This is a genomic window from Flavobacterium beibuense F44-8 (genome assembly GCF_000769915.1).
Taxonomy (GTDB): Bacteria; Bacteroidota; Bacteroidia; order Flavobacteriales; family Flavobacteriaceae; genus Flavobacterium; species Flavobacterium beibuense.
The window spans coordinates 187,688-202,423 of sequence record NZ_JRLV01000005.1 but is presented as its reverse complement, the minus strand read 5'-3'; the positions used below and the strand labels follow the sequence as shown (position 1 = coordinate 202,423).

8 protein-coding genes are annotated in these 14,736 nt (G+C 38.9%); 5 read left to right on the top strand and 3 right to left on the bottom strand.

What is annotated here, in order from left to right; translation table 11 throughout:
• Window positions 1-101: 101 nt before the first annotated feature.
• From Q763_RS05915 to Q763_RS05900, 4 genes are read left to right on the top strand one after another with little or no spacing between them, the layout of a single operon-like run.
• A complete protein-coding gene (locus Q763_RS05915) occupies window positions 102-2,099 on the top strand; it encodes a glycoside hydrolase family 97 protein (RefSeq protein ID WP_035132127.1) in 1,998 nt (665 codons plus the stop codon).
• 3 nt (window positions 2,100-2,102) lie between these two features.
• Entirely contained in the window at window positions 2,103-4,271 is a 2,169-nt protein-coding gene (locus Q763_RS05910; protein ID WP_035132121.1) for a glycoside hydrolase family 3 C-terminal domain-containing protein, read from the top strand.
• A gap of 14 nt (window positions 4,272-4,285) precedes the next feature.
• On the top strand, window positions 4,286-6,529 hold the full coding sequence (locus Q763_RS05905; RefSeq protein WP_035132119.1) for a glycoside hydrolase family 3 C-terminal domain-containing protein: 2,244 nt from the start codon (window positions 4,286-4,288) through the stop codon (window positions 6,527-6,529).
• A 9-nt stretch (window positions 6,530-6,538) separates the two neighbouring features.
• A complete protein-coding gene (locus tag Q763_RS05900) occupies window positions 6,539-8,041 on the top strand; it encodes an alpha-L-fucosidase (protein WP_035132117.1) in 1,503 nt (500 codons plus the stop codon).
• Window positions 8,042-8,092: 51 nt separating this feature from the next.
• Here Q763_RS05900 and Q763_RS05895 read toward each other — a convergent pair whose 3' ends face one another.
• The 3 genes from Q763_RS05895 to Q763_RS05885 form a co-directional block, all read right to left on the bottom strand.
• Window positions 8,093-10,402: a T9SS type A sorting domain-containing protein gene (locus Q763_RS05895; RefSeq protein ID WP_035132115.1), complete on the bottom strand. Its 2,310-nt coding sequence runs from the start codon at window positions 10,400-10,402 to the stop codon at window positions 8,093-8,095.
• Between the two features lie 170 nt (window positions 10,403-10,572).
• Window positions 10,573-12,315: an APC family permease gene (locus tag Q763_RS05890; protein WP_035132113.1), complete on the bottom strand. Its 1,743-nt coding sequence runs from the start codon at window positions 12,313-12,315 to the stop codon at window positions 10,573-10,575.
• 174 nt (window positions 12,316-12,489) lie between these two features.
• Complete coding sequence (locus tag Q763_RS05885; protein ID WP_035132111.1) at window positions 12,490-13,536, bottom strand: hypothetical protein; 1,047 nt, start codon at window positions 13,534-13,536, stop codon at window positions 12,490-12,492.
• 520 nt (window positions 13,537-14,056) lie between these two features.
• Here Q763_RS05885 and Q763_RS05880 point away from each other — a divergent pair.
• The gene (locus Q763_RS05880) at window positions 14,057-14,731 is read left to right on the top strand and encodes a response regulator transcription factor (RefSeq protein WP_035132109.1); all 675 of its coding nucleotides are present in this window, start codon (window positions 14,057-14,059) and stop codon (window positions 14,729-14,731) included.
• The last annotated feature ends 5 nt before the right edge of the window (window positions 14,732-14,736 follow it).

Genomic DNA, 14,736 nt, shown 5'->3' with positions numbered 1-14,736 from the left:
TTGTTTTGGGTTAGTTATTACTCACTCCGGGGCCAGTGTTTAGACTTCCTGTCCCCGGTTTTATTACTTTTAAGCACATCTATTATTTATAAATAATTATCATGACCTCAAGAAAATTTATAGTACCAGCCTTACTTGCCCTGCTTTTTGCAGGCTGTTCGGAAACTAAACAAACCACACACGAACTGGCTTCGCCAAACGGTGAAAACAAAATTACCTTCTCCCTAAACGGTAACATGCCTACGTACACCGTTAATCATGAGGAGAAAGAGATCATTACCCCTTCGGCACTTGGATTCGTACTTAAAAACGAAGACCTTACCAAAGATTTTGAACTGGTAGATGTTCAAACTTCAACACACGATGATACCTGGGAGCAGGTTTGGGGCGAAAAGAAAAACATCAGAAACCATTATAACGAAATGGTGGTTAAGCTTCAAAGCAAAGAAAAACACAATTTGGAAATACAGTTCCGTGCTTTTGACGACGGTGTGGCATTTCGCTATGTATTCCCAAAACAAAATATAAAAGACAGCATCTTCATTATGGACGAGGTTACGGCCTTTAACCTAAAAGAAGACGGTAAAGCATGGTGGATTCCTGCCTATCAGGAAAACCGCTATGAGTACCTGTATGAGGCTTCTCCGGTAAGTACACTGGATGTGGTGCATACACCATTAACCATAGAAAATAAAGACGGGATTGTAGTTAGCTTCCACGAGGCAAACCTTGTAGATTTTGCCAGTATGGTATTAAGACATACCGAAGGTTCTAACCTAAAATCAGAGCTTGTGCCTTGGGCAGACGGAGTTAAGGTGCGTACTACCGAAACCTTTACTTCACCATGGAGAACTATACAGATAGGTAAAAAACCGGGTGACCTTATTACTTCCTACATGATTCTTAACCTTAATGAGCCTAATGCATTAACCGATACTTCTTATATAGAGCCATTTAAATATACCGGTATATGGTGGGGAATGCACATAGGTAAATATACTTTTTGGGAAAGTGAAAACCAGGGTGCTACTACAAAGAACGCTAAAGAGTATATCGACTTCAACAACAAGGAAGGGATTAACTACCTGCTTATTGAAGGATGGAACAAAGGCTGGACTCCGGCATGGTATGAAAACAGGATGCACATGTTCAGCTTTACTGAAAATGCCGATAACTTCGACCTTGAAAAAGTGGTGGAGTACGGTAAAAGCAAAGGCGTAAATATTATTGGTTACCATGAAACAGGTTCTAACCTTATCAATTACCTAAAAGAGATAGACGAAGGTTTTGCTCTTTACAAGCGTTTAGGTATACACAATGTAAAAATAGGTCAGGTAGGTTCTAAACTAAACATGAAAGAATGGCACCACGGTCAGTTTGGTGTAAACTACTACCGCTATGTACTTAAAAAAGCGGCAGAATACGGTTTAGCGGTTAACTTCCACGAGCCTATTAAAGATACTGGAGAAAGACGTACCTACCCTAACATGATGGCACGCGAAGGCTCTCGCGGTATGGAATACAATGCATGGAGCGAGGGTAACCCGCCAAGCCATGAAACCATCCTTCCGTTTACAAGATTACTATCGGGTCCAATGGACTTTACACCGGGGATTCTGGATGTAGAGGTTACTCAGGGATACCCGGGTAAAAGGGTACATACTACGGCTGCAAAACAGCTGGCGCTATATGTTACCATCTACTCTCCTATTCAAATGCTTGCGGACCTTCCTGAAAACTACGAGGGGAATCCTGCATTCCAGTTCCTTAAAGATGTACCTACAGACTGGGAAGATACTAAAGTACTTAACGGGGAAATTGGCGAATACATTACTACTGCCCGTAAGGATGTACACAGTGCTGACTGGTATTTAGGAAGTATCACTAATGAGAAAGCCCGTGACCTTGAAGTAAGTCTTGACTTCCTTGATGCAGATGCTCAATATGAAGCTCAGATTTATGCTGATGCCGAAGGTACCGATGAGACTCATAACCCGGCTAAGGTGAGCATTACAAAACAAAACGTAACAGCAAAAGATAAATTAACCCTTAAGCTTGGCGCTTCGGGCGGTACAGCTATCAGGTTTAAAAAACTGTAAGTAATGAATAAGTATTGTTTATACTTTTTATTATTAATAACTACATCGTTAGCCGCGCAGCAAAAAGGCTATCAGTACCCTTTTCAAAATCCTGATATGGATACCGAAAAGCGTATTGATAACCTGCTGTCGCTAATGACACTGGACGAAAAGATTAATGCGTTAAGCACTGATCCTTCGGTTCCCCGTTTGGGCGTTAAAGGTACAGGGCATGTGGAAGGACTTCACGGACTTGCCCTTGGCGGACCCGGAGAATGGGGCGGAAAAAACCGCGAACCATTACCTACTACCACTTTTCCGCAGGCATATGGCTTAGGGGAAACATGGGATACCGAACTAATGCAAAAAATTGCAGCGGTTGAAGCTTTGGAAACCCGCTTTGCCTATCAGCATTATAATCGTGGCGGACTGGTAGTGCGTGCTCCTAATGCCGATTTGGCTAGGGACCCGCGATGGGGACGTACCGAAGAAAGCTATGGTGAAGATGCCTTTTTTAACGGAACCATGACTGTAGCTTTTGTTAAAGGATTACAGGGAGATAACGACAAATACTGGCAAACCGCTTCGCTTATGAAGCATTTCCTTGCTAACAGTAATGAGGACGGACGCACCTATACTTCATCTGATTTTGACGAAAGATTATGGAGGGAGTACTACTCCGTTCCTTTCAGGATGGGAGTAATGGAAGGAGGTTCACGTGCCTATATGGCGGCTTACAATAAAGTAAACGGAATTCCGGCAATGGTACACCCAATGCTTAAGGATATCACAGTTAAAGAATGGGGACAAAACGGAATCATTTGTACCGATGGTGGAGCTTTCAGATTATTATTATCAGACCATAAATATTATGAAGATAAATTCCTTGGAGCTGCTGCTGCTATAAAAGCAGGTATCAATCAGTTTCTTGATGAGTTTACCGAAGCCGTGTATGGAGCGATTTCAAACGGTTACCTTACCGAAAAAGAAATAGATGAAGTACTGAAGGGCGACTACAGGGTAATGATAAAACTGGGAATGCTGGATGCTACAGGTAATAACCCGTATGCTGCAATAGGCATTGATAAAAATGCTAAAGACCCGTGGCTTAGCGAGAGCCATAAACAACTGGCGCTTGAAGCTACCCAAAAATCAATCGTACTTTTAAATAACGACCCGGCAAAACAGTTACTTCCTTTAAACAAAAACAATATTAAGCGTATTGCAGTTATCGGGCAATATGCCGAAGATGTGTACCTTGACTGGTATAGTGGTACTCCGCCGTATAAGGTGAGTCCTCTACAGGGAATAAAAAATAAAGTTGGTAATAATATCGAAGTTACTTATGCTAAAAACAATGCCGATGGTAAAGCTGCCAAAATAGCCGCCGAAGCCGATGTGGTAATTGTTATAGCAGGCAACCATCCTTACTGTGATGCAGGCTGGGCAGACTGCCCCGTGCCAAGTAATGGTAAAGAAGCGGTAGACAGGCAGGCTATAACCTTAGAGCAGGAAGACCTTATTAAAGTAGTTTACCAGAGTAACCCTAATACAGTAGTTGTACTGCAAAGCAGTTTCCCTTATGCCATAAACTGGACTCAGGAAAATGTTCCGGCAATTATACATATAACACATAACAGTCAGGAAACAGGAAACGCACTGGCAGATGTGCTTTTTGGCGATTACAACCCGGCGGGAAGACTAACCCAAACATGGGTGAAAGATATTACCGACCTCCCTCCTCTTTTGGATTACAACATCCGTAACGGGCGTACCTATATGTACTCTAAGGGAGAACCTTTATATGCCTTTGGTTATGGGTTAAGCTATACTTCTTTCGCTTACAAAAGCATAGAAACAGGTAGCAATACCCTATCTAAAAACAAGGAAATTGAAGTAAAGGTTACGGTAAGCAATACCGGAAAAAGAGATGGCGAAGAAGTAGTACAGCTATATGTAAAACACCTTAACTCAAAAGTGGAGCGCCCTATAAAGGAACTGAAAGCCTTTAAACGTGTACCTTTAAAAGCAGGAGAAACCAAAACGGTAACTATTACAGTAAGAGCTAAAGACCTTGAATACTGGAACACGGCAAAACAACGATTTGAGCTGGAATCCGAAGACATAGAACTCCAGGTAGGAGGATCATCTGATGCAATAGCACTCACAAAACAGATTAGCATTAAAAAATAATATACACCGCATATATGAAAAATAAGATTTTATGCCTCTCGGCTGCACTTGTACTGATTATGGCCTCGTGCAAAGAAGACAAAACATCAAACGACACGGTAGCTCAGCCGGAAACTGCCCAATATAAGGGTACTCCTATGAGTGATGAGTTTGATGCTAAAATAGATTCTATTGTAGGGCAAATGACCCTTGAAGAAAAAATAGGCCTTTTACACGGCTACAGCATGTTTACCAACGAAGGTGTGGAACGCCTTGGAGTACCTGAATTACACATGGCCGACGGTCCGCTTGGTATTCGTGAGGAACTACAGCGTATGAGTTGGGCTAAGCTTGGACTGGATAACGACTTTGCTACCTACTACCCTGCCGGTGCCGGACTTTCGGCTACATGGAGTCCTGAACTGGCTCATACCTTCGGTAGAAGTATTGGTGAGGAAGCACGTGCCCGTGGTAAGGATGTATTACTAGCCCCTGCTTTCAATATTATCCGTACACCGCTTGGAGGTCGTACTTATGAATACATGACAGAAGACCCGTTTCTTAACAAAACACTTATTGTACCTTATGTAGTGGGTGTTCAGGAAAATAACGTGGCTGCCTGTATTAAACATTACGCTGCAAACAATCAGGAAACCAACCGTGGTACGGTAAACGTACTTATGGACGAGCGTACGCTTCGTGAAATATACCTTCCTGCTTTCCATGATGCTGTTGTAAAAGCAAATGCTTACAGTGTTATGGGGGCGTATAACAAGTTTCGTGGGGATTACCTTTGTGAAAACCCATATATGCTACAGGATGTACTTAGGGATGAATGGGGCTTTAAGGGTGTGGTAATTTCCGACTGGGATGCTGTTCACACTACAAAAAAAGCACTTGAAGCAGGTACCGATCTTGAAATGGGAACAAACGCTCCGTCGTTTGACGAATTTTGGTTTGCTAACCCGCTTATACAGGCAGTTAAAGACGGTAAAGTCACCGAAGCTGAAGTAGATGTACATGCTAAAAGAATACTTAAACTGTTATTCAATGTTAAGGCAATGGGCAATACAGATAGTCGTGCCGAAGGAAGCCTTGCTACCGAAGTGCACTACAAAGATGCTTATAACATTGCAGCCGAATCGGTTGTACTGCTTAAAAATAACGAGAGCCTGTTACCGTTAAATACTCAGGAAGTTAAAAGTATTGCTGTAATTGGCCCTAACGCCACAGCTAAACATGCTCAGGGAGGTTTTGGTGCCGGTGTAAAAACCAAACGTGAGGTTACTCCGCTTGAGGCTTTAAAAGCAAAGCTTCCGGAATCGGTTACTATTAACTATGCAGAAGGTTACAAAACACTTTTCAAGCCTAAAAAGGAAATGAAGTTTGGTGAGGTAACTCAGGAAGCTAAAGAAACTGTTACAGATGTTGACCCGAAAATGATTGCCGAAGCGGTTGAAGCGGCTAAAAAATCAGACATCGCTATACTGTTTGTAGGTGCTAACCGTGACTATGAAACCGAAGCAAGCGACCGTATAGATCTTAGCCTTCCGTTTGGGCAGGAAAAACTGATAACAGCCGTAAAAGCTGCTAACCCTAAAACTATAGTGGTATTTGTTGCCGGAGCTCCTTATGACATTAACAATGTTGAAAAGGAAAACTCAACTATAGTATGGAGCTGGTATAACGGATCAGAAGGCGGAAACGCTCTTGCCGATGTTTTATTGGGTACTGTTAACCCATCAGGTAAACTACCATGGACAATGCCTAAACAATTATCTGACTCCCCTGCTCATGCTACAAACAGCTTCCCGGGTGAAGATACTGTAACATACCAGGAAGGAATCCTTGTAGGATACCGCTGGTTTGATACTAAAAATGTAGAGCCTTTATATCCGTTTGGTTATGGTTTATCGTACTCTGATTTTGAACTGGCTAATGCTACTGCCAATAAAAAATCATACAACGAAGACGAAACAATTGCCGTTACTATTGATGTAAAAAATACAGGAAACCACGATGGTAAAGAGGTGGTTCAGTTATATGTTTCCAAAGCCAAATCTGCTGTGGAGCGTGCTGCTAAAGAACTTAAAGGTTTCAACAAAGTACTGGTTAAAGCGGGTAATAGCAAAAAGGTGACTATAAAAGTTCCGGTAAAAGAACTGGCTTACTACGACAAAAACAGCAAAGGCTGGGTAGTTGAAAAAGGAGACTATACATTCAAATTGGGTAATTCAAGCAAAAACATAACCCAGGAAGTAACAGTAACCATCCAGTAAAGCATAATTATGATTAAACGTAATTTATTATACGTATTAACATTTGTTGCCCTAACAGCCTGTTCTGACAAGAAAAAAGAAGAGGAACAGGCAAGCGGGCCATACCAACCTAACTGGGAATCCATGAAAGATCATGACGCTACTGCCGAATGGTTTAAGGATGCTAAGTTTGGTATATATGCTCACTGGGGAGTGCTATCGGTACCGGCTTATGCTAACGACTGGTATGCACGCCTTATGCATGTTGAGGGCAGCGAGGAGAACAAACATCACTTGGAAACCTACGGTCTGCCATCTGAATTTGGCTACCATGATTTTGTACCGATGTTTAAGGCAGAAAACTTTAACGCTGAAGAGTGGGCCGACCTGTATGTACAGGCAGGTGCAAAATTTGGCGGTATTGTTGCCGAACACCATGACGGCTGGGCTAACTGGGATAGTAAAATTAATCCGTGGAATGCCAAAAGTATGGGGCCTCACAGGGATTTAGTGGGTGAGCTTGAAAAGGCCATACATGGCAAAGGGCTAAAATTTGTTACCTCATTCCATATGGCACGTAATCTGCAAATTAATAAAGATAATCCTGACAAATGGCTGGATGATGAATCCTACTTTCCGTATAATCCCAATATGCCAACATCATCGGAAGACCCTAAACTGGCTAAACTTTACGGTAATATCCCTAAAGAGCAGTTTTACCGTGAATGGTTAGGTCAACTGGAAGAAGTTATTGATAACTACTCCCCTGACCTGATTTATTTTGACGGAAAACTGTCCAAACTGCCGGATAGTCTTAAGGCTCAGTTCTCGGCTTATTATCTTAACCATGCAGCTAAAGAAGGGAAACAGGTTATTATAACCCATAAAGAAGGTGAATTGCCTAAAAGCGTAAGTATTGAGGATTTTGAAAAAGGACGTGCTAACCAAATCACTAAGGAGTTTTGGCTTACAGACGAAACAGTATCTGTAGGAAGCTGGAGTTATACAAACGATTTACAGCTTAAAACAGCCAATGACATTGTAGACATTCTTGCTGATATTGTTAGTAAAAACGGGGCGCTTATGCTTAATATATCGCCTATGGCAAACGGTACTATTCCGCAAAACCAAAAGGATATACTTATCACTATAGGTAAATGGTTAAAAGTAAACGGAGAGGCCATTTATGGTACCCGCACCTGGGAAGTATTTGGCGAAGGCCCTACCAAACAGGAAAAATCGGGGATGTTCCTTGATAAGCTTGACTATACAGCACAGGATGTTCGCTATACCAAAAAGGATAATGTGATTTATGCCATTGTACTGGGCTGGCCGGGAGAAAATACTACGGTTACCTTACAATCATTTACCAAAAATACTCTTGGTGAAAAGATGCCACAGGTTGAAAGTGTTTCGGTATTAGGATCAAATGAAAAAATCGATTTCAACATTGATAATACCGGACTGCATTTTATCACCCCTAAACAAAAAGTAGACGATAAAGCCTTTGTGCTTAAAATTGTTACCAAATGAAAAAAGGCAGAGTATAACACCCTGCCTCTTTAATCAACTAATATTAAATTCCTATTCTTTAATAAGTTTGGTTGTAAACATTTTACCCGATGCATCGGCAGCTTTAATAAAGTAAACGCCTTTAGACATATCGGTAATATTTACCGTGTTAGCGCCGTTAACAAACTTACCGTTTGCCACTGCCTGTCCTAACATATTATATACAGTATAATTTACATCTGTTAGCTCCTCGTTAACAGAAACTGTGTATATACCTGACGAAGGGTTTGGATATACTGTGATTGGATTTGTAGCAAAATCTTCAAGACCTGCCGAACCGTCAAGTCTGAAATATACTGACTCAGTGCTTCCAAAATCACCTCCTTCAATAATTACATTGTTACCTATGGATACCGAATAACTTCCGCTACCTAATCCATCGCCTCCGGCATCTGTTATAGTAAATGTATAACACGCTTCAGAGTTCATTAGATATTCGTTAGTATAACTTTGGTTATTACCATAATTTGGTGAGTTATACAATACTAATGGATTTGAGCCATTATTCATAGTTATTTGCCAGCTTACCTGACTACCGTTACCATCTGTATTTACATTAACAATAACATTTTGTACTCCATAAACAGGAGCTACATTAATAATATTAGTAAGGGTATTATTTTGAGTAAACATATCTTCTGATTCGTTAGGATTTAAAACTGTTACAGTAACAATATTTTGTCCGGTAGAAAGTGATAACTCAGGTAGTTCTACTAGCTCTCCTTCATTTTCACCTAAATTACCTGTCCAGTCTATAACAATAGGCTCGCCATCATTTATAGAATAAGATATTTGAGCAGAAGTAAGATTTTCAAGACCATTATTTATAAGTCTTACCGTTGGTGCTACATTGTTACCACACGATTCATACCCTTTATCAAAAAACAGTACTTTAGCATCAACTGCAAAAAGATTTTGAGGCGGATAATATCCTATCGATGTTTGACCCGTACCTATAATCCCCGCAGGGTCTAACCAGTCTTTTAATCTTGTAGCAGCGCTGGAACCTGTATTCCATGACTTATCAAACCTACCATAACCTGTACTTTGATTTGTAGCCACTGTACCATCACAAAAATCAGGGTTAGACACATACCATGCCTGTCCTCTTATAAGTCCGTTATTATCAAACATTGCAGAACCTGATGATCCTTGCTGTAAGCCGGTAAGATCCCATTCTTCAACTGTCCAAACTTCGGCAGTCACAGGTCCGTCACCTACATCAACCTGAGTAATCTCTAAAGTAGGTGCATCAAAATCGGCACTAACTTTCATAATATCACCTCTTGGATGATGAATTCCATATAAAAATGGTGGTATTGTAGTACTAATATCCCAGCCTGCCCATTTTAAATCCCATTCTTCAGGTAGTTCGGTAGTAATTTCAACTAAGCAAAAATCACTCTGAGTTCTTCTTGCTCGTAAAACTGCACCACTAGCCGTTAAATGATAGTCGGTATTTGATGTACTTCCCGGACTTTCAGCACATACAGGGTTAGGGTTTACCCAATTGAAAAGGAAAGCCCATTGTGCCGGGTCGTCATTACCTTCGTAACAGTGGTTTGCTGTTAGGAAATATGGTGTACCGTCTTCGGCGGTATTATTTACAAGAGTTCCGGTACAAAAACCGTTACCACCTGTAATTAACATTGCAACAGCCTGTTTACTTATCTCTTTAAGATTTTCTATACCTTCCACATAACAGTCCACATCATAGTGACAGTTACCTGATTGGTTTAGTGAATCATCAAAAGCAATTTCAGTAAATGTTTTGGTTCTGTAACCATGTACAACCTTAAACACTTCCAGTCTTCCCTGTCCGGTTACCGCTGCAGGCTCATAATATTCTATCCAGATATCTTCACCTTTAACCAGCCATGTACCCAGTATTCTCCTTTCATTGTTTTGCTTTTCGTCATAAGCACCCAGTAAATCAGTTCTGTCATTATTATACAGATATACTTTAGCTCCTTTAGGGATGAAGTAATCAGAGAAAACAAAGTTCATCGTTTTTGCACCGTTTGAAGTATAACGAATTCTCCATATCCTGTCTCCATTTTCAAGAGTTTGCCAGCTACCGCTGTTTTCAAGGTTATTATCAACCAGAAACTCATACCCAAAACGCCAGGGTTTGTTTTGCTGGGCATCCCTTATTTTGTCTTCTGCCTGAATGGAATCGAGATTAAATGACGGCATTTGAATAGGTGCTACATCCGGTAATTCTGTCAATCTCCAGCTTGTAGGCTTCCCGTCATTAGATACCTGCCCGTATGCAGATGCCATAAACATTAGGGACAGTAATAGTAGTTTAATTTTCCTCATAGTCCTTTTTTAGTGGTTTAGAAAATAAAAATATTAACATTTCTTTAAGATTAAAAAAATGAATTGTTAAAAAAAACCAAACCACTAAAATTGTAACATTTTTCCTAAAAAAAAGTTTTAATATAACATTAAAGACAAAAACATAACAAAATAAAAATCAAACACTTAAACTACATAATAAGACGTACTCCTCCAAGTTCTGATACCTTATAGGGGAATTTATCTCCAGGCGACCCAATAAACATAAAGTTTTTAGGTATATCCCATTTATTGGATAATTCATCTATAAGTTCAGGGCCAAAGTTACCCTGCATTTCTACAAATTCTATATGTATTTCAGGATATGCCCTGTCTAATACCTCTAAATCTTTTTTGAGTTCTTCATTACAGGTATTCTCTTTTTTAATGTTTACAATCTTTAGTTTTTTAGTCGTCTCGTTATCTTCTACATATTGCATAACCTTATTTAGTATAGCAACATCGTCTCCTTTAGTGAAAAACACAAATTCCTGAGAATGAAGCTTACGATTAACCCTTTCAAGGTAACGGTTACTTATAATGGCAAATTTCCTTATTGGTTTATAGAAATACGAAAGTACACTTACTGTGGTCCTAATAAGCATTGACCTGTTTAGCATAAGGAAAACAAAAATAAGCGCCGGAACCAAGTACTTTATAAAGGTATTAAAGGCTTCCTTACTTAAATACATATTACCTACAAACCCTGTAATAATAAAAGCAATGGCAATCACTACAACCAGTCCGTTTGCCTTTTCAGGCCTTGGCAGTTTTCGCCTTTTAATTTTAAGCATAAGGTTACCTATACCAAAAAGAGCCATTACCGCTAAAAAGGAAAAGGTATATACACCCGCAAGAGATTCAAGGTGTCCTTTTGTAGCAATCATTACCGATATACATAAAATTAAAAATACAATAACTATCCTGTAGCTACTACCGTTTTTATTTTCCTTTAAAAAGTAGTTAGGTAATATCCTGTCTAGCGTCATACGTTTAAGTAACCCAGATACACCTACAAAAGAGGTAAGTACAGCACCACATAGTACCAATACGGCATCTATTGATATTACCCATGCCAGCCATGAACCTCCGGTAGTTTGTCCTAAATAAGCCAAAAGAGACTCTTTATGCTCATCAAGCTCAATTACAGGAATAATAGCTATAAGTATAATAGCAATAACAGGATTAAAGAAACTTACTATAGCCCACATATTGCGGAGCGTTTTCCTGAAAACTCCCGGTTGTTGCTCTTCCACAAAGTTAGCCGAACTCTCAAACCCTGAAATACCAAGCATTGCTGCCGAAAAGCCCAAAAACAATGTGTAAGCTATACCCTGAGGATGTGAAGGAAGTTTCCAGTTTAGTGAAAAGGTTTCGGTGCCATGATTAAGTATAAAAAATAACGCAGTACCAACCAATAGCGTTAATGATATTAGGTGTACTATGAAGATAAATACAGCCACTGCTGCCGATTCTCCTATACCTACAATGGCTATAGCTGTAAATATTAGCAGTACTATTGCTGTAGCAATTTGCACATTAATACCAGTAAATATATTATGGAGATAATGCATTGCCTCACTGGCAGATATAACTGCTGTTGCCATGTATGACAGTACGGTTAATATTGCAGCTATTGATGCTATACGTTTACTGGAAGTATTAAGCAAAACATTATAAGCACCTCCGTTTAAGGGTAGTGCCCCTACTACTTCGCCATATATTTTTCTAAACATAAAAAGTACTACTGCAACAACAAGTAAAGAAATCCAGGCATACTGCCCTGCGTAACCAATAGTAAGTGCCGATACATATAAACAGGAAGAGCTAATATCGTTACCACAAATAGCTGTTGCCTGTAACTCGTTTAGCTTATGCACTATTTTATCTTTCATAGTAAGGTTAAATTATATTCAAAAAGTAGGTTTAAATTACGGCTTCATAAATTTTAATCGAAGTAAATTAACAAAAAAATACGCATTGTTTAAAAACTGTTTCCCTTAAAACAGAAAAAGTCCCCGTTTCACGGGGACTTTTTTATGTATAAAATGATTGTGCTTTTATACTGATTATGGCAAACTGTTAAGCATATTAATAACATCTGCCTGTGTAGCGGTTACTAAAGATCCCGGGGTCACTACATAAATACCATTTACTGTTATAGTAATTGTTTGTATAGAATAAATCCACTGGCCACCCTGTCCTGATGCAAAAATAATATGGCATTGCTCACCAAGAGGCAACAGGTTATAAGTCTCTCCAAAAAGCTCAGTACCCGCATCATAATGATCTAGTGAAACCAGCATATTTTGCTGACCTTCAAAAGCAAGATATACTTTAGAATTAGTATCATCAAAACCATTAGGTACATCTACAAAAATAGTTGTTTTTGGGTTTGGATACTCTGCCAGTTTATCAATATTGCACCATCCAAACTCCTTTAGTTTAAGAATATACTCTCCATTTTCAACAGGAACATCCTTATCTCCGTCACCATTATCATCATCTCCGTCGCCGGCTTCATCTTCATCCCATGTAACATCGCCTTCATCATCAGCCTCACCATCGCCATCAGTATCTTCCTGATTTCCTGTCCATGAGGTCATATCTTCATCAGCCTCACCACCGGTTAGTTCTACCGGTACTTCAAGTTGATATTCTGCTCCTTCATCAATACTTTCTCCTTCTTCCGTTTTCATATCAACAAAAAACTCACCACCTGATATAAGTGGCTGTGGCCTTGTATCATCTTCAAATTGTGGCTGATTTGTTAAACCAGAGGTAGTTTTATTTGCAGTTAGCATGGCTCCTCTGCCAAAAACTTCAACATACTCAACCACAACAGGTCCAAAATAAGGCTGTCCGCCTACTTTTACTGTAGAGGTTTGTACCCTAATCTTAACACCGCTTTCTACATGTATTACTGCCTCCTCACCATTAGCTTCAAAAACAAATTTTTGTTTTAAACCTTTCATGGCATTTGCCTGTAAAGCAGCAATAGAGTACTCTTCTGATGCTTTAAGCGTAAAATCGTTTGTGTTTTGGTTTTCATCTTTGCTACATGCAGCTAACACTAGTGCTGCACAAGCGCCCAAAATAAATAATTTGGTTTTCATAAAAAGTAATAATTAATTGGTTAGACATTAAGCAGTTATGGTTTGTTTTTTAACTGCATATCGAAGGTAATTTGATAAATAAATAATTATTTACAAATCACTTAGTAATCGACGTAATTAAACTTTTTATCTATAAAAATCACTTTTTGTTATATATTTAACTTATTTAAAGTGTTAATAAAATATTAATTTGTATTTTTTTTAACACTTTAAAAACAACGAAAAGAAATAAATCTATTCATTTTGTTAAAAAAAACAAAATAATACAACACCATGTAGTTCATCTATATTTACATACAACACATAGATAACTTTTGTTGTTTTATACTTAAAACTTTAACTTTGAAGAAATTTAACCTAAAACCTATTGACTATAAGTAAAATAAAAATAAGATGTTTCTTACTATTTTTGCATATAAACCTAAATATGTAAACAAAGCCCTCCCGCATTACTACCTTAACGCTAATATAGAATACCTAAATTTATAGCTTATGTACCTAACCAATCCCACACCTAATTATGAAACAAATTATTACCGCAATAGTAGATGACGACACTTTAGTCACTAAACTTCTTGAAAGTTACCTTAATAATCAGGAAAATATAGTTGTTAACTTTACAGCAGAGAATGGCAACGAACTCCTGCTGAAACTTAAAGAGTCTTTAAGACTACCTGATGTAGTTCTTTTAGACCTTAAAATGAAAGAAATGGACGGTACCGAAATTACCCGTATACTAAAATCAGAATATCCGTCTATTAAAATTATGGTGATGTCGTCCCATTACCAGAAAACCTTTTTGGATTTTATGATTAAAAGCGGGGTTGCCGCCTTTATCCCAAAAGGTATCTCACCTACCCTACTTATAAAGGCTATTGAAACGGTTCATAAAAACGGAGTATATTTTCTTGATGACCAGATAACTAACATTAAAGAGGAAATACACGATAAGGAAGAACTTATCATCCTTGAAGATGATAAACTGTTAACCGAAAGGGAAAAAGAAATATTACGTCTAATATCTATGCAAAAAACTGCAAAAGAAATAGGTGAAATACTTACAATAACGCCCAGAACGGTTGAAGGACATAAAAACAATATTTTTATTAAAACCGGAACCAAAAACATTGCCGGACTTGTTATTTATGCCATACAGCACCATATTGTAACGACCGAGGAATTACCTCTTATATAATATAA